General features: G+C 72.9%; 14 protein-coding genes and 3 pseudogenes. 10 read left to right on the top strand and 7 right to left on the bottom strand.

Features of this window, described 5'->3' with window-relative positions:
* The first annotated feature begins 37 nt into the window (after positions 1-37).
* The 6 genes and pseudogenes from ACGFRF_RS01725 (at position 38) to ACGFRF_RS01700 (ending at position 4,443) form a co-directional block, all read left to right on the top strand.
* On the top strand, positions 38-874 hold the full coding sequence (locus ACGFRF_RS01725) for an undecaprenyl-diphosphate phosphatase (RefSeq protein WP_393736120.1): 837 nt from the start codon (positions 38-40) through the stop codon (positions 872-874).
* Between the two features lie 172 nt (positions 875-1,046).
* Positions 1,047-1,769, top strand: coding sequence for a FadR/GntR family transcriptional regulator (locus ACGFRF_RS01720; protein ID WP_393737089.1), 723 nt, complete (start codon positions 1,047-1,049; stop codon positions 1,767-1,769).
* Positions 1,736-2,028: pseudogene (locus ACGFRF_RS01715) on the top strand (L-asparagine permease); the annotation flags it as partial. The gene ACGFRF_RS01720 and the pseudogene ACGFRF_RS01715, both read left to right, overlap by 34 nt.
* A gap of 41 nt (positions 2,029-2,069) precedes the next feature.
* Positions 2,070-3,086: an asparaginase gene (locus tag ACGFRF_RS01710; RefSeq protein WP_393737088.1), complete on the top strand. Its 1,017-nt coding sequence runs from the start codon at positions 2,070-2,072 to the stop codon at positions 3,084-3,086.
* 35 nt (positions 3,087-3,121) lie between these two features.
* Positions 3,122-3,439 (top strand): annotated as a pseudogene (aspA, locus tag ACGFRF_RS01705) (aspartate ammonia-lyase); the annotation flags it as partial.
* A gap of 65 nt (positions 3,440-3,504) precedes the next feature.
* Positions 3,505-4,443 carry a glutaminase gene (locus tag ACGFRF_RS01700; protein ID WP_393736119.1) on the top strand — a complete coding sequence of 313 codons (939 nt, stop codon included), beginning with the start codon at positions 3,505-3,507 and terminating at the stop codon, positions 4,441-4,443.
* A 334-nt stretch (positions 4,444-4,777) separates the two neighbouring features.
* Here the strand turns inward: ACGFRF_RS01700 and ACGFRF_RS01695 are convergent, their stop codons facing one another.
* Positions 4,778-5,947: a D-alanyl-D-alanine carboxypeptidase family protein gene (locus ACGFRF_RS01695; protein ID WP_393736117.1), complete on the bottom strand. Its 1,170-nt coding sequence runs from the start codon at positions 5,945-5,947 to the stop codon at positions 4,778-4,780.
* A 102-nt stretch (positions 5,948-6,049) separates the two neighbouring features.
* Positions 6,050-7,198 (bottom strand): transcription termination factor Rho, encoded by a 1,149-nt coding sequence (rho, locus tag ACGFRF_RS01690; protein WP_393736115.1) that lies wholly within the window; start codon positions 7,196-7,198, stop codon positions 6,050-6,052.
* Between the two features lie 408 nt (positions 7,199-7,606).
* Here rho and ACGFRF_RS01685 point away from each other — a divergent pair.
* Both ACGFRF_RS01685 and ACGFRF_RS01680 read left to right on the top strand, forming a co-directional pair.
* A pseudogene (locus tag ACGFRF_RS01685) lies at positions 7,607-8,343 on the top strand (hypothetical protein).
* Positions 8,344-8,449: 106 nt separating this feature from the next.
* Positions 8,450-9,352, top strand: a complete 903-nt coding sequence (locus ACGFRF_RS01680) for a hypothetical protein (RefSeq protein WP_393736113.1) — start codon at positions 8,450-8,452, stop codon at positions 9,350-9,352.
* 48 nt (positions 9,353-9,400) lie between these two features.
* On the opposite strand, the gene ACGFRF_RS01675 is transcribed toward ACGFRF_RS01680, so the two are convergent.
* The gene (locus ACGFRF_RS01675) at positions 9,401-9,799 is read right to left on the bottom strand and encodes a nuclear transport factor 2 family protein (protein ID WP_393736112.1); all 399 of its coding nucleotides are present in this window, start codon (positions 9,797-9,799) and stop codon (positions 9,401-9,403) included.
* A gap of 72 nt (positions 9,800-9,871) precedes the next feature.
* On the opposite strand from ACGFRF_RS01675, the gene ACGFRF_RS01670 reads away from it, so the two are divergent.
* Both ACGFRF_RS01670 and ACGFRF_RS01665 read left to right on the top strand, forming a co-directional pair.
* Entirely contained in the window at positions 9,872-10,435 is a 564-nt protein-coding gene (locus ACGFRF_RS01670) for a PadR family transcriptional regulator (protein ID WP_393736110.1), read from the top strand.
* Positions 10,436-10,439: 4 nt separating this feature from the next.
* Positions 10,440-11,183, top strand: coding sequence for a class I SAM-dependent methyltransferase (locus ACGFRF_RS01665; RefSeq protein WP_393736108.1), 744 nt, complete (start codon positions 10,440-10,442; stop codon positions 11,181-11,183).
* Here ACGFRF_RS01665 and ACGFRF_RS01660 read toward each other — a convergent pair.
* The 4 genes from ACGFRF_RS01660 to ACGFRF_RS01645 form a co-directional block, all read right to left on the bottom strand.
* Positions 11,161-11,907 (bottom strand): GntR family transcriptional regulator, encoded by a 747-nt coding sequence (locus tag ACGFRF_RS01660; protein ID WP_393736106.1) that lies wholly within the window; start codon positions 11,905-11,907, stop codon positions 11,161-11,163. The two genes, ACGFRF_RS01665 and ACGFRF_RS01660, sit on opposite strands and share 23 nt — an antisense overlap.
* A 144-nt stretch (positions 11,908-12,051) precedes the next feature.
* Entirely contained in the window at positions 12,052-13,284 is a 1,233-nt protein-coding gene (locus tag ACGFRF_RS01655; RefSeq protein ID WP_393736104.1) for a serine hydrolase domain-containing protein, read from the bottom strand.
* Positions 13,285-13,436: 152 nt separating this feature from the next.
* A complete protein-coding gene (locus ACGFRF_RS01650) occupies positions 13,437-14,405 on the bottom strand; it encodes an acetylxylan esterase (protein WP_393736102.1) in 969 nt (322 codons plus the stop codon).
* Between the two features lie 186 nt (positions 14,406-14,591).
* The gene (locus ACGFRF_RS01645; protein ID WP_393736100.1) at positions 14,592-15,176 is read right to left on the bottom strand and encodes a hypothetical protein; all 585 of its coding nucleotides are present in this window, start codon (positions 15,174-15,176) and stop codon (positions 14,592-14,594) included.
* Between the last annotated feature and the right edge of the window lie 196 nt (positions 15,177-15,372).

The raw sequence follows: 15,372 nt of genomic DNA, 5'->3' as shown, positions 1-15,372 counted from the left end.
ACTGTCGACCACCTCACTCCCGTCAGAACTGGATCCCATGAGCGCCATCTCCGTCGGTCAGGCCGTCGTCCTCGGAGTAGTCGAGGGGGTGACCGAGTTCCTCCCGGTGTCCTCCACCGGCCACCTGAAGATCGCCGAGGGGCTCATGGACATCCCCGTCGACGAGAAGTCCGTCGTCGGGTTCTCCGCCGTCATCCAGGTCGGCGCCATCGCCGCCGTGCTCGTGTACTTCTTCAAGGACATCAAGCGGATCGTCTCCGCCTGGTTCCGCGGTCTGGCCAACCGCGAGGAGCGCTACCACCACGACTACAAGTTCGCCTGGTGGGTGATCGCCGCGACCATCCCCATCGTCCTGGTGGGTCTGGCGGCCAAGCCGCTGATCGACGGTCCGCTCGCCTCGCTCTGGGTGGTCGCCGGCTCGCTGATCGTCGGCTCGGGCGTGATGTGGGCCGCCGACCAGATGGGCCGCCACAAGCGCGGTGAGGACGACACGTCCTTCAAGGACGCGATGTGGGTCGGCTGCTCCCAGATCCTCGCCCTGCTCTTCCCCGGCTTCTCCCGCTCCGGCGCCACCATGTCCACGGCGCTCATCCTCGACCTGGACCGCGTCGCCGCGACCCGCCTGTCCTTCTTCCTCGGCATCCCCGCCCTGACCGGCGCCGGCCTCTACGAGCTGAAGGACGCCCTCGGCGCGGGCGTGGGCGCCGCCCCGCTGGCCGTCGGCACCGTCGTGTCCTTCGTGGTCGCCTACGCCTCCATCGCCTGGCTGCTCAAGTTCGTCGCCAAGCACTCCTTCAACGCCTTCGTGATCTACCGGATCGTCATCGGCGTCGGGCTCCTCGGCCTGCTCGCCACCGGCACGCTCAGCAGCTGAGCTGAACCCGCTGGACGCCCACGGGGTGCGGATGCCTGCATGCAGTATCCGCACCCCGTGAATGTCTCCCTACCTGAACGCCTTGACAGGTCCCGGCCGCAAGCCGCACGATCGCTCCGTGAACCTGTCAGACAGCCAGACAGGTGGACAGGGTCCGCGGCGTGTGAGCGCCATGGAAGCGGTCCTCGCCCACCTCCGCGGCGCCATCGAGCGCGGCCGGTACGCCATAGGCGACAAGCTCCCCTCCGAGGCCGAGCTGTGCCGCACCCTCGAGGTGTCCCGGCCCGTGCTGCGCGAGGCGCTGCGCGCGCTGCAGACGATGGGCCTGACGGTCTCCCGGACCGGCAAGGGCACCTTCGTCGTCGCGAACGCCGTACAGGACCCCACGTTCGGCGACTACGCGGCCAGCGACCTGCTCGAGGTGCGCCGACACATCGAGATCCCGGTCGCCGGATACGCCGCCCTGCGCCGCACCCCGGAGAACCTGGACCACCTGGCCCACCTGCTCGACCGCATGCAGCGGGAGACGGACACCACCGCGTGGGTGGCGATGGACACCCTCTTCCACCTCGGCGTGGCCGAGGCCGCCCAGAACCCGGTGTTCCGCCGGGTCATCGAGGAGATCCGCGACGCACTGGCGCGTCAGTCGGCGTTCCTCAACGAGCTGGGCGGACGCCGCGAGCAGTCCGACCGCGAGCACCGGGCGATCGTGGAGGCCCTGGTCGACGGTTCCGAGCACGACGCGGTGGAGGCCATGAGCCACCACCTCGACCGCGTCGAGACGACCCTCACCGACATCGTGCGCCCCGCCCGCACGGACCCCGCGGAAGGCGGGCCCGAGGCGTCGCCGCGGCCGGCCTCGCGGCCCTCGACGTCCTCGCGACCTGGGGCATGATCATGCTCCGTCACCTGCTCTTCCGGCAGCACACCCGCAAGGGCGAGCCGACCCGGCCGTCGTACCGGCTGCCGGGCTCCCCCCGGACCGAACGCGTGACTCGGCGTTCCCCGCCTCCGCCCCGGTCCTCATGTACGCCGACGACGGCGCCGGACGCACCACCGTGCTCCGTCCGCCGCCGATCGTCGCAGCGCTGGTCGCGGGCCGCAACGGCCTCCGCGCCCGCACGGCGCGCACGTCCACCGGTGCCGACGCGTGACCCGCGTACCGGCCGAACCCGACCCCATGATGCAGGCAGTGATGTACACCAGTTCCCTCGCCGACGCCCCCGTCGTCCGTGAACCCCTCCATGCCCCCGTCGCCCACCTCGTCCGCGGCGGGGTCGTCGAGGGCATCCACTACGGCTCGGTCGTCGTCCTCGGCGCCGACGGCCAGGTGCTGTTCCAGCTCGGCGACATCGAGGCCGCCTTCTACCCGCGCTCGGCCCTCAAGCCGCTCCAGGCCGTGGCCATGCTCCGGGCCGGACTGCCCCTCGACGGCGAACTGCTGTCGCTGGCCGCCGCCAGCCACTCCGGCGAGGAGCGCCACCTCGCCGGCACCCGGCGCCTCCTGGCACTCGCCGGTCTCACCGAGGACGACCTGCGCAACGTCCCCGACATGCCCTTCGACCCGGCCGTCCGGGACGCCTGGGTCCGCGAGGGCCGGCTGCCCTCCCGGCTCGCCCAGAACTGCTCCGGCAAGCACGCGGCCATGCTGTGGACGGCCAAGCTCAACGGCTGGTCGCTGAAGGACTACCTCGACCCGGCGCACCCGCTCCAGCAGGCCGTCGCCGAGATCGTCGAGGACCTGACCGGCCAGCGCGTCGCTGGGGTCACCGTCGACGGCTGCGGCGCTCCGCTGTTCTCCGTATCCCTGCACGGCCTGGCCCGCGCCCTCTCCCGGATCACCTCGGCCGCGCCCGGCACGCCCGAGGCCCGGGTCGCCGACGCCATGCGCGAGCACGCCGAGATGGCCTCCGGCTCCGGCCGCGACGTCGCCGCGCTGATGCGGGCCGTGCCCGGGCTGCTCGCCAAGGACGGCTTCGAGGGTGTCCAGGTCGCCGCGCTGCCGGACGGCCGCTCCATAGCCGTGAAGATCGCTGACGGGGCGAACCGGGCGCGTGTTCCGGTCGCGGCGGCGGCACTCGTGCGGGCGGGCGTCGACCCGGGGCTGCTCACGCAGTTCGCGGGTGAGCCGCTGCTGGGCGGTGGGGAGCCGGTGGGGTGTGTGCGGCCCGTGCGGGCGCTGGACCCGGTTCCGCTCACCGCCTGCGCGTAGTCCGCCGCTGGACCGGCCGCCTGGATCCGCCGGTGCCGATCACCCTGCACTCCAGGTCGGAGTCCAGCACGCACCTGCGGAGCGCCGGCCGCAGGCCGGCCGAGCTCTGCGTGTCCGGCATCACCGCCAACACCGAGCGGCTGCGGGCGACCGTGGAGAACTCCATCGGCCTGGTCACCGCCGAGCACCCGCACATCGGCTGCACGGCGGCCACCGACACCGCCGAGGAGGCCGTTTCGTCACCGGCCGCGGTGTGGCCGGACCGGTCCTGGAGAAGGGCCTGTGGCCGACCGAGAGGCCGGCCGAGATGCTGCGCCGCCGAGGTCGTCGCGGGCCGCGCAGCACCTGCCGCCGGACCTGCGGCGCCGCAAGCAGGCAGGGTGAACGAGCTGACGCTCCCGGACCGGTCGGAGGCACAATGGCGATCATGACAGCGACGTCGTCCCTCACCTTCCTGCCGGTCCTGGAGCGCATCGCCGAGGAGATCAGCCGCACGCCCGGCCGCGGCCGGGCCGCCGACTACATCCCGGCGCTCGCCGCCCGTGATCCGCGCAGCTTCGGTATGGCCGTCGCCGAGCTGGACGGCACCGTGTACGGGGTGGGGGACTGGCGGCAGCCGTTCTCCACGCAGTCGATCACCAAGGTCTTCACACTCGCCCTGGACCTGGCCCGCGAGGGCGACGAGCTATGGGAGCACGTGGGCCGCGAACCCTCCGGCAACCCGTTCAACTCCCTGGTCCAGCTGGAGTACGAGAACGGCATCCCGCGGAATCCTTTCATCAACGCGGGCGCCCTCGTCGTCACCGACCGCCTCCAGACCCGTACCGGAGACGCGGCCGGCGAGCTGCTGTCCTTCCTGCGCGCCGAGAGCGGCAACCCCGCCCTGGACTTCGACATGGAGGTCGCCGCCTCCGAGACCGCCCACGGCGACCGCAACGCCGCACTCGCCCACTTCATGGCGTCCTACGGCAACATCGACAACGACGTGCCGGTCCTGCTCGACCAGTACTTCCGGCAGTGCTCCGTCGCCGCCTCCTGTGCCGACCTGGCCCTGGCCACGGGCTTCCTGGCCCGGCACGGCATCCGCGCCGACGGCTCCCGGCTGCTCACCCGCAGCCAGGCCAAGCAGGTCAACGCGGTCATGCTGACCTGCGGCACGTACGACGCGGCCGGGGACTTCGCCTACCGGGTGGGCCTGCCGGGCAAGAGCGGGGTCGGCGGCGGGATCATCGCCGTCGTTCCGGGCCGGTGCACGCTGTGCGTGTGGGGTCCGGGCCTGGACGAGCGCGGCAACTCGGTGTCCGGTGTGGCGGCCCTGGACCGATTCACGACGCTCACCGGCCTGTCGGTCTTCTGACCCTGCCCTGCGGTCCAGGAACCCGTGCGGCAGCGGCAGCAGGCCCGCCCGCGCGCCCCGCTGCCGGACGTGCGGACGGCCCCCGCAGGCTCGCCCTGCCGCTGTTCGGCCGGGGCGTCCACAGCCACCTCGCGCAGAGCGCCACGGCCGGTGCCCACAGGGACGGGTGCGGTCAGGGCTCGCCCGGTTCGGCGGTCCGCTCGCCGTCGAGGCCGCTTCGATGTGGCGGCACGGCGCAGCAGCGTGGTGCGACGCCGCCTCCGGTCTCGAGGGTCCCCGGCTGCAGCGCCTCCACCTGGATCACGCCGGTCCCGCTGCTCGGCGTGCCGACCGGTCAGCCGCGCGGCGCCCGGTTGCCCTTGGCCCGTAGCCTCAGCGCCACGGCGCCCGCGCCGAGCCCCGAGAGCCCGGCGACGACGGCGGTTCCGGACCAGCCGGAGTCGTCGTCCGGCGACCCGGACGCGGCCGCCGCCACCGGGACGGCCGTCGCGGACCCGGACTTGGCGCGCAACCCGTCCAGCGAGCCGACCGGATCCACCCGCCCGGCCGCCGCGAAGCCCCAGTCGAGCAGTTCGCGGGCCTCCTCGTACACCGCGAACCCGCCGCCCACCTGAGGGTTCATCACGGTCACCACGAGCGTGCGCCCGCCCCGGCGGGCCGCGGCCACGAGCGTGTTGCCCGCGTTGCTGGTGTAGCCGTTCTTGATGCCGATCAGCCCCGGGTACGGCGCCACGCCGTCCTCACCGGTCAGCAGCCGGTTGGTGTTCTCGATCGGGTAGGGCGACCCGTCCCCGGGGAAGCTGGCCTCGGCGGTGGCGCAGTACCGGGCGAAGTCGGGGTTGTGCAGCCCGGCCCGGCCGAAGACCGCCAGGTCGTAGGCGGAGGAGACCTGGCCGGGCGTGTCGTAGCCGTCGGGGGAGACGACATGGGTGTCCAGGGCGCCGAGCGAGCGGGCCTTCGCCTGCATCCGGTCGACCGTGGCCTGCCAGCCGCCGCCCATCGAGGCGAGCACGTGCACGGCGTCGTTCCCCGAGCTGAGGAAGACCCCGTGCCACAGGTCGGCCACCTGGTAGGTGTGGCCCTCCTCGACGCCGACCAGGCTGCTGCCCTCGCCGACGTCCTCCAGTTCCTCGTAGCGCACGGTGTGCTGGAGTCCGCCGGGCAGCGCCGGCAGCACGGTGAGGGCGAACAGGGTCTTCAGGGTGCTCGCGGGCGGCAGCTTGCGGTGCGCCTCGCTCGCGGCCAGCACCTCCCCGCTGCCGGCGTCGGCCACCAGCCAGGACAGCGCCGAGACCTCCGGCACCTCGGGCGCGCCCCGGTGCGGCCGGACCTGTGTGCCCTCGCGGTAGAGCAGGGACGGCCCGGGCATCGCCACCCGGGGCGGCGGCGCGGGGTCCCCGGCACGGGACCCGGCGGCTGCGGTGGCCGGCGTCAGGGCCAGCACGCCGGCCACGCACAGGGAACAGGCCGAGACAGCCGTCCGATAAGAAAGTCCGGTGATCATATGATTCAACGTACGAACGAGAGCCCGCTGTGCCGCGTCGGCCGGGCCGTTCGGCCCATGGGAGCAACCCGGATGCCGCACCCGGCCGCCCGGGGCCGGTGATCAGGCCGTCGGCAGGGTGGGCCGGATCTGCCGCAGGAACGTGGCGTTGTCGGGGGTGTTCCGCAGCCGCTCCAGCAGGGTGTCCAGGCCGCTCGACGTGCCCTCCCGGGACCGCAGGGCCCGGCGAAGACCGTGTACGGCCGTCAACTCGGCCGGGGTGAGCAGGAGTTCCTCGCGTCGGGTGCCGGTGGTGTCGATGTCCACGGCGGGGAAGACGCGACGGGCGGCGAGTTCCCGGTCCAGGCGGAACTCCATGTTGCCCGTGCTCTTCAGTTCCTCGAAGAAATAGCCGTCGGCACGGGAGCCGGTGTCCACCAGGGCCGTGGCGAGGATGGTGAGCGAGCCGCCCTCCTCGGCCTGGCGGGCGGCGCCGAAGAACCGCTTGGGGCCGATCAGGGCGCCCGCGTCGACACCGCCGCTCAGCGTGCGGCCGCCGGCGGCGGAGGCGTTGTTGTGCGCCCGGCACAGCCGGGTCAGCGAGTCCAGCAGGACGACGACGTCCTCACCGGCCTCCACCAGGCGCTTCGCCCGCTCGACGACGAGTTCGGCGAGGGCGATGTGCTCCTTGGCCGACCGGTCGAAGGTGGAGGCGTACACCTCGCCCCGTACCGAGCGGCGCATCTCGGTGACCTCCTCGGGCCGCTCGTCCAGCAGGAGGACCATCAGGCGGCACTCGGGGTGGTTGCCGGCCACGGCGGCGGCGAGCTGCTGGAGCAGTACGGTCTTGCCGCTCTTGGGCGGGGCCACGATGAGGCCGCGCTGGCCCTTGCCGACCGGCGCGAAGAGGTCGGTGACGCGGCCGGCCAGTCCGGACGCGGGGTGTTCGAGGCGGAGGCGCTCGTGCGGGTGGAGCGGGGTGAGGTCGCGGAAGTGGCGGCGCGAGCGGAGGTCCGCGGGGGCGCGGCCGTCGACGCGCGCGACCTCGGTCAGAGCGCTCTGGGCACTGCGCACGCCCTCGACCAGGTCACCCTTGCGCAGTCCGTACCGGCGGATCAGCGTGGCGGGGACCTGCGGGTCCGCGGGGGAGGGCAGGAGGTTCGCGGCCCTCAGGCGCCCCTTCCCGTGCGTGTCGATGTCGAGGACGCCGGTGACGAGCCGGGTGGCCGGGGCCTGCTGGGCCACGACAGGGTGTTCGAGTGTGGTGGTCATGGGTGGGTGTCCTTTCGCGGACGGAAGACAGAAGTGACAAGAGGGGGGAGGGGCCGCGAGCGGGAGGCGTGCGCACTGCCTCCGGGCGGCGGGAACGGCACCTCGGACTGGGCGCGGAAGGCCTGATCACGAGGTGGTGCCGAGAAGCTGACGCGCCGGAAGCCGGACATCCGGCATACGGCGAGCGGATCAGCGTGAGGAAGGGAAACTGACACCGGCGCCCAAGGGGGCGTGCACGAGTGCTGACAGCAGCCTAGCACTCGTCGGTGCACTGCATCCGCGACGGCGTCAACAAGTCGCCCGATCGGGCTATTCCCAGGCAGCAGGAGAGGGAGGCAGGTCCCGCCGCGGCCACCCGCGTGAGCCCACGATCGAGGCATCTTGTCATGGGGACGTCAGGAGCATCCGGTGGAGAGTTCGCCCGCCCGCACTCCGCACCGCCTGGCCCCGGCCGGTGGCTGCCCGCATGCCCTCGACGCGCGGCTGCTCTCCCGCGGTGCCGTGGCCCCGGTCGAGTTGCCCGGCGGGGTCGAGGGCATGGCCGTTCTGGGGCGTGCGACGCTGAAGGAGTTCCTGCAGCCTCCCGACGTCGCCGAGCACGCACGCCACTTCACGGACCTGCGCGAGGGGCGGATCGCCGAGGGCCGGCCGTTGCCGACCTTCGCGACCGTCCAGGGCATGACCACCGCCGACGGGGACGACCGCCGGCGGCTGCGGTCGCTCGTCGGCAGCGCCTTCACGCCCCGACGCGTCGAAGAACTGCTGCCACGCGTGCAGGAGTCGACCGCCCAGCTGCTCGACGGCCTGGAGCGGGCCGCCGCCCGGGGCGGCGGCGTCGCCGACCTGCGGCGGCACTTCGCCCTTCCCCTGCCGATGTGGGTCATCAGCGAACTCCTGGGCGTGGACGCCGCGTTCACCCGGCCCGTCCCGCCGCGGTACGCCCTCTCTCCCTCGGGCACGGCGCCCACTACCGCCTGGGCGCCCCGCTGGCCCGGCTGGAGGCCGCGGTCGCGCCGGAGCGGCTGCCCACCCGCTTCCCCGTGCTCGAACTCGCCGTGCCCGAAGCCGAAGTGGCGCCGCACGCCGGATTCGTCGGCAACAGCGTGCGCAGCCTGCCGGTCCGGCTCGCACCTCTCGGGTGCTGAGCCGCATACCGACCGCTGTGTCAGGGAACCGCACCAGATGTCCCCAGACCATAACAATCGCCGACCTCGGGGGACTTGACCGCCGACCGTCCACTACGTTCAGGACATGTCCACGCCACCGCAGTCCCCGCAGCCGGCCGACCAGCCGCCCCAGCAGCCCGCGCAGCAGCCGGCCGTCCCGCCGCAGCCCACGGCCTACCCCTACCCGAACCCGCAGTCGCCCCCGCCGGGGAACTTCTACGCGCAGCCCACCCTGGTCGGCCAGCCCGCCGCCCAGCCGCTGCCGGGACAGCCGGGTCAGCCGGGACAGCCGCAGCCGGGCAACCCTTACGCCCAGGCGCCGCAGTACGGCCCCGTGCCCGTCCCTCCGGCCGGTGGCGGTGGCGGGGCCGGGAAAGCGGTGCTGTGGGCCGCCGTCGGCGCGGTCGTCGCGTCCGCCGCGTGGGCGGGCGGTGTCTTCCTGATCGGTGGCAAGGGGGACAGCGCCGACCTGCGCGGCTACTCGGCGCCCGCCAACCTCTGCTCCAGCGCCGACTACTCGTCGTTCAAGGACGAATACACCGAGGACGACTCCTCGCCGACCCGGACGGCGCTCAAGGACCAGGCCCTGGACGAGAGTTACTGCAGCCTGAGCCTGAAGAAGTCCGGCTCCACCTATGCCGACGCCTATCTCTCCATGCAGCTGGACCTGCACAAGAAGACCGATCCCGGGCCCGAGTTCACCGCCACCTGGAAGAACTACGGTGACAGTCACAAGGACTACGACGTCGACCCGGTCAAGGGCATCGGTGACGAGGCCTACCTGGTCGGCCAGGACACCACCGGCGGCTCCTCCAGCGGCTCCCGGTACGCCACGCTCGCCGTCCGCGACGGCTGGGTGACGTACACCATGAGCTACAGCGCCTACCTCAGCTCGTACGACAAGGACAAGAACCCGCCCGCGCTGACCGATGTGTCGGACTGGCTGAAGACGGATGCCAAGGCCACGCTGGGACAGCTCAAGGGCTGACGCTCCCGCCGGTCGACGCGTCCGGCGGGAGCGCGTCGGGCGCGCCGCTCAGGCGGACCGCGCCTGTGCCTCCTTCAGGATCTGCTCGAACCGCGCGCCCATGGCCTCGGCCAGGGCCTGGGCGCCCGACAGCGGACGGACCATGACCATGAAGTCGTCGATCAGACCGTCCTCGTTCACATGCAGGAAGTCGCACCCGGTCAGCCGGCGGTCGCCCACCCGGGCGGTGAAGACCAGCGCGTGGTCCGGCCCGGCCGGGTCGCCGATCTCACGGACGTACCGGAAGTCCTCGAAGACCTGGACGACCGCGCGCAGGATCGCCACGGTGATCGCCTTGCCCGGATACGGCTTGAAGACGGCCGGACTGGTGAACACGACGTCCTCGGCCAGCAGCGCCTCGACGGCGTCCAGGTCCCCGGCCTCCACCGCCTCGCGGAACGCACGCATCGGACCACCTCGCATAGTCAATTAGTTGAATAGGTGCGGATGAGATTAGTCAACGGCTGCTAGCCTGTCCACATGTCGCTCAAGTACGCCGTCCTGGCCGCCCTCCTGGAGGGCGAGGCCTCGGGCTACGAGCTGTCCAAGTCGTTCGACGTCTCCCTCGCGAGCTTCTGGCCCGCCACACCCCAGCAGCTCTACCGGGAGCTGGAGCGCCTCGCGCAGGACGGGCTCGTCCAGGCCCGCACGGTGCAGCAGGAACGCAGGCCCAACAAGCGGATGTTCACGCTCACCGAGGCGGGCCGGGCCGAGCTGAGCGCGTTCGCCGCCGAGGAGCCGAAGCGGCCCACCGCCGTCCGCGACGAACTGCTCATCAAGATCCAGGCGATGGACGGCGGCGACCCCGAGGTCACCCGGGCCCTGATCGAGGAGCGCATGGGCTGGGTGCGCGGGAAACTCGACCGCTACCGGCGGGTGCGCGACCGCCTCCTCGACGGACGCACCGAGGAGGAGTACCTGCGCACCTCCGACCGCGTCGGACCGTATCTCACCCTCATGGCCGGCATCGGCTTCGAGGAGCAGAACCTGCGCTGGTGCGAGCGTGCACTGGCGATCGTGCGGCAGCGCGTGGCCCTGGGCTGACGCGATGTTCGGTCCCCAAGGTCCCACGCTGCGGGAACTCGCCGTGCAGGCGCTGTCGTCCGTCGAACACGGCTACGACCTGCTGGCCCCGAAGTTCGACCACACCCCCTTCCGGACGCCCGACGCGGTGCTGGACTCCGTGGCGCGGGCCCTCGCCCCGGCCGGCCCGTTCGAGGACGGGCTCGACCTGTGCTGCGGCACGGGTGCCGGGGCGGAGGTCCTCACGGGGCTGTGCCGCCGGAGCGTCACCGGGGTCGACTTCAGTGCGGGGATGCTCGACGTCGCCCGGCGTCGCCCGCGGTCGGCCGACGGACCCGAGCCGTTCTGGGTGCGCGGTGACGCCCGGGCCCTGCCGTTCACGGCCGCCTTCGATCTCGTCGTCTCCTTCGGGGCGTTCGGGCACTTCCTGCCCCGGGAACTGCCCGGACTCTTCCGTCAGGTCCACTCGGTCCTGCGACCGGGGGGCCGCTTCGCCTTCCCGGTGCTTGCCCCGCCACGCCCGACCCAGCCCGCCTTCTGGGCGCTGCTCGGCTTCGACGCGGTGATGCGGGTGCGCAACGCGCTGTGGCGGCCGCCGTTCGTCATGTACTACCGGGCCTTCCGGCTCGGCGAGGTGCGAGGGGAGTTGCGGCGCGCGGGATTCACGGTCGAGCTGTCCGCCCTGCCCGAGTTCGGGCGGCGCGGCGACGGCAGCCCCCGGGCCCGGCTGGTGGTCGCCCGGCGCGTCACCCCGCGGCCGGAAGCGTGAACTCGTAGACCAGCGCGTCCCGTTCGGCGTTCACCACCAGGTCGGTGATCTCCAGCGGGCGGGCGTACTGGTCGTGCACCCGCCGGGTCACCCGGACCGAGGACGCGTCGCCGACCTGGGTGATGGAGTCCCGGTGGTGCAGGGTCAGCCCGGCCTTGCGCATCCAGTCGTACGCCCGCCGCAGCTGCGCCGGGGTGGCGCCGTCGGCCCGGTCCCGGTAGCGGGCCAGCTCCTCGACCTCGGCCAGCGCCACCACCGAGAACGAGGTCACCGCCGTCCGCAACGACCGGCCGTCCGGCGTGACCGACCGGTAGCGGTGCACCAGCGTCGGCCGGTGCGGGGCCAGTCCCAGCGCCTGCGCGTGCTCCGGCGGGGGCGCCTCCCAGACCACCGTGGCCCGGTCGACCGCGCAGGGGTCCGCCGAACGGGCGCCCACCGGGAAGCCGAGCGACTCCGGCGCCTCGACCGGGCGGCCGGGCAGCGTGGCATGGCTGCCCCGGCGGTCCGTGGCGACCAGACCGCCGCGGCGCAGCACCTCCAGCGCCTGCCGGACGGTCTCCCGGCTGACCTCGAAGTGCGCGGCCAGGTGCCGCTCGCCCGGCAGCCGTTCCCCCGGCGGGACGGTGCCGTCGCGTAGTTCCTCGAGCAGCAGCGACGCGACCCGCGCGTACAGGGGCCGGTCGTCGCTCTGCGGGGGCTGGTGCGGGGTGGTGGTGCGGGCCATGCCGCGCCCTCCTGTTGGTCACAAGACGTAGCCGTACGGGCTCATTGCGCGACCACAATTAGCATTGGTCTACACCACGGGGGAAGAGTGGCCTGCCGGTTCGGCAGAAACCCACCCGCGCGACCCGGGACGCCGCCCGGCAGGTCACAGGGCGCTGTACACGGCCTCGACCAGTGCCGTCTTCCGCGGATCGTCGGCGATGCGCGGCCCCATCCGGTTCATGACATAACCCAGCGACACCCCGGCCTCGGGGTCGGCGAGCCCGCACGAACCGCCGAACCCGTCATGACCGAAAGCCCGCGCGTTCGGTCCGTACGAACCCTGGGCGCCGCTCAGCCACAGGCCGAGCGCGACCTCGGTCTCGCCGTCGAAACCGGCCCCGAGCACCAGATCGCGGCAGCTGCCCTGACCCTCGCGCACCCGCTCCGCCGCCTGCGGCGACAGGATCCGCCGTCCGCCGTGGGAGCCCCGCCCGGCGAACACCCCGTACAGCGCCGCGACGGCCCGCGCGGTGCCGTGGCCGTTCGCGGCGGGGATCTCCGCCGCCCGCCACCCGGGCGAGTTCGCCTCGGCCGCGCCGACGACGGGATTGGCCAGCGCCGCGAGGGCGACCGGTGCCAACTGACGGGATGACGCGGCTTGTTCACCGGTCGACGCGGCCGGTGTGTGCACCAGCTCGGCCGCCCGGTGGGACTCCTTCACCGGCAATCCGATCGTGAAGTCGATCCCGAGCGGTCCGGTCACCTCGCGTTCCAGGAAGGCCCCCGGCCGCAGCCCCGAGACGCGCCGGACGACCTCGCCGACCAGGAAGCCGTACGTCAGCGCGTGGTACCCGGACCGGGTGCCCGGCTCCCACCACGGCTCGGTGGCCGCCAACCGGGCAGTGGTCAGCTCCCAGTCGTACAGGTCGTCCAGGGAGTGCGGCTCCCGCAGTCCGGACAGCCCGGCACGGTGCGACAGCAGATGCCGGACGAGCACCCGCTCCTTGCCACAGGCCGCGAATTCCGGCCAGTACCTGGCCACCGGCGCGTCGAGGTCGAGCAGTCCCCGGTCGGCGAGGATGTGGGCGCACAGCGCCACCGGGCCCTTGGTGGTCGACCACACGTTCACCACCGTGTCCCGCTCCCAGGGCCGGGTGCGGGCCGGGTCCGCCCAGCCGCCCCACAGGTCCACCACCGTCTCCCCGCCGACGGTCACCGTCACCGCGGCGCCGAGTTCGCCCCGCTCGCGGAAGTTCTCCTCGAAGGCCGCGCGCACCGCGGCGAACCGCGCGTCGCAGTGGCCGTGCACCTGGGGGTGGCGTGTCTCGTGGGTCTTATGCGCCTGGTGTGACTCGCGGGCCTTGTGGTGCGTCTGCTGCTTCTCCTGCGCGGACATGCGGCCTCCGTCGTCGCCGGGACCCCCGGTCGCGCGCTGCGGCCGGGGCGTCCTGAACGTACCGACTGGTCGGACTGGAGGGAAGGGTGCGAAAGGGCCGGGCCGGCACACTGCCATTCCGGTCCCCTCCGGCGCTCTTGGCCCCGCTCGCCTCAGGCGTACGAGCGCAGCCAGTGCACCTTCGCCGCCTCCTGGTAAGGGCCGCCGCCCTCGTGGTCGTTGAAGTCGTACACCTCGATCGCCTTGTCCTGCTGCGCCCAGGCGTTGAACGCCGCGAACACGGTCGACGGCGGACAGGTCTGGTCCTCCAGGGCCGCCGAGAACAGGGCAGGGGCACGGCCGCGGGCCGCGAAATGCACCCCGTCGAAGTAGGACAGCGTGCGCAGCACCTCCGCCGAACGGCCTCGGTGCGTCTTCAGGAACAGACCGATCTCCCGGTAGGGGTGGCGGTCCGTGAGCGTCGCCGCGCGCGGGAAGTCGCACAGGAACGGTACGTCCGGCGCGACAGCCACGAGATCGGGAACCAGGCCGCCGACGGCGAGGGTGATGCCGCCGCCCTGGCTCGCGCCGATCGCCACGGTCCGCGCCGCGTCGGTCAGCGGATGCGAACGGGCCGCCTCGACCGCACGCACGGCGTCCGTGAACACCCGGCGGTAGTAGTAGTTCTCTGGTGCGTCGATGCCCCGCGTCATGAACCCCGGGTACGCCGGCGCCGCCCCCACCGGGTCCGCCGTACCACCGCCACCGCCCCAGGCGCTGCCCTGCCCGCGGGTGTCCATCATGAAGTGCGCACGGCCCGTCGAGGCCCACAGCAGGTTCTCGTGCGGCAGCCCGCGCCCGCCGCCGTAGCCGATGAACTCCACGACCAGCGGCAGCGGCTCCGTCGCACCGGCCGGCAGCCGCAGCCAGCCCTTGACGGGGTGACCGCCGAACCCGGCGAACGTCACGTCGTACACCTGAATCGTGGACAGTCCGGTCTCCACCGGCTCGAAGCGTGCGCCCAGTTCGTGCTCGCGCGCCTCCTGGAGCGTCTTGCCCCAGAACGCGTCGAAGTCCTCGGGCTCGGTCGACTCGCTGTGGTACTCGCGGAGTTCGTCGAGGGGAAGATCGAACAGGGCCATCAACAACCGCCTTCGCAAAGGGAGACCAGGTCGGCTCACCGTACGTGGGTGGTCCGACGACTGGCCAGCTCTCTGCGGGGATCCAGCGGTCCTCCTTGCGGTGACGGTGCTGGTCACGGGATGAGTAAGCGCTTGCTCCCGATGGGAGGCAGACTCATACCGCACCGCACGGTGATCGGGTCACCGTCACATCCTCGGCTGGGTCCACCGTGGCCCCGTGCGCGCCCACTCCCGCTCCCACTCGGCCAGTCGGTGACGGAGCGCGATCCGGCGCTCGACGGCGTGCCCGAGGACCACCACGCCCGCGGCGCCGCCCGCCGCACACAGGCCGACGGTGACCGCGTGCTGCCAGACCGCCGCGTCGTCCGGCGGCGGGGCGACACCGCGGCCCCGGGAGTCGAGCCATACGGAGACCACGTCGCCGATCCGGGTTCCCGCCGGCACCCGTGCCCACGTGGTACGAGCGCCCTTGCCGGGCTCGGTCCAGCGGACCTGAGCGCGGTACGGGTTCTCGCGGTCGGCCTGGGTGACGGTCCGCCGCTCGGGCGGGTCACCCATCACCGTGGCGCGCACCTGGTGGCGTTCGGTCCGCTGGACCGCGGCGAGCGTCCGGGCCTGGCCGTGGGCGTGCAGGCCCGCCGCGACCCCGACGAGGGGGACGACGACGAACAGCAGGACGGCGACGACCAGCACCGTCCAGGCCTCCACCACGTCGGACCTGCGCCGCAGCGGATTGCGCCGCCAGCGCCAACCCCGCACTCGGGTACGCATGTCCACCTCCTCGCCACCGCCGGAGCCGAAGAGCCGGACGAGCGACCACGGGCCCGTCGTCCCCTCCGCCCGCGCACACGAGCGTCCACACCCGTCTCGTACCCCGTACGGCGCACCTCGCGCATGCCGTGACCCGCGAGTTCAAGCCCACATGGAGCACGGAACGCGCCATGTGCCCTACCATCGCGCCGCCGGA

It is taken from the genome of Streptomyces sp. NPDC048521 (genome assembly GCF_043199855.1).
In the GTDB taxonomy this organism is placed as follows: domain Bacteria; phylum Actinomycetota; class Actinomycetes; order Streptomycetales; family Streptomycetaceae; genus Streptomyces.
This window is presented reverse-complemented; position numbering and strand designations above follow the sequence as displayed.

Coding starts and splice junctions, on each gene's coding strand:
- ACGFRF_RS01650 (WP_393736102.1), bottom strand. CDS start 14,405: ATGGCCCTGTTCGATCTTCCCCTCGACGAACTCCGCGAGTACCACAGC.
- ACGFRF_RS01720 (WP_393737089.1), top strand. CDS start 1,047: ATGGAAGCGGTCCTCGCCCACCTCCGCGGCGCCATCGAGCGCGGCCGG.
- ACGFRF_RS01665 (WP_393736108.1), top strand. CDS start 10,440: ATGTTCGGTCCCCAAGGTCCCACGCTGCGGGAACTCGCCGTGCAGGCG.
- ACGFRF_RS01700 (WP_393736119.1), top strand. CDS start 3,505: ATGGCGATCATGACAGCGACGTCGTCCCTCACCTTCCTGCCGGTCCTG.
- rho (WP_393736115.1), bottom strand. CDS start 7,198: ATGACCACCACACTCGAACACCCTGTCGTGGCCCAGCAGGCCCCGGCC.
- ACGFRF_RS01670 (WP_393736110.1), top strand. CDS start 9,872: ATGTCGCTCAAGTACGCCGTCCTGGCCGCCCTCCTGGAGGGCGAGGCC.
- ACGFRF_RS01680 (WP_393736113.1), top strand. CDS start 8,450: ATGTCCACGCCACCGCAGTCCCCGCAGCCGGCCGACCAGCCGCCCCAG.
- ACGFRF_RS01710 (WP_393737088.1), top strand. CDS start 2,070: ATGTACACCAGTTCCCTCGCCGACGCCCCCGTCGTCCGTGAACCCCTC.
- ACGFRF_RS01655 (WP_393736104.1), bottom strand. CDS start 13,284: ATGTCCGCGCAGGAGAAGCAGCAGACGCACCACAAGGCCCGCGAGTCA.
- ACGFRF_RS01725 (WP_393736120.1), top strand. CDS start 38: ATGAGCGCCATCTCCGTCGGTCAGGCCGTCGTCCTCGGAGTAGTCGAG.
- ACGFRF_RS01675 (WP_393736112.1), bottom strand. CDS start 9,799: ATGCGTGCGTTCCGCGAGGCGGTGGAGGCCGGGGACCTGGACGCCGTC.
- ACGFRF_RS01645 (WP_393736100.1), bottom strand. CDS start 15,176: ATGCGTACCCGAGTGCGGGGTTGGCGCTGGCGGCGCAATCCGCTGCGG.
- ACGFRF_RS01660 (WP_393736106.1), bottom strand. CDS start 11,907: ATGGCCCGCACCACCACCCCGCACCAGCCCCCGCAGAGCGACGACCGG.
- ACGFRF_RS01695 (WP_393736117.1), bottom strand. CDS start 5,947: ATGATCACCGGACTTTCTTATCGGACGGCTGTCTCGGCCTGTTCCCTG.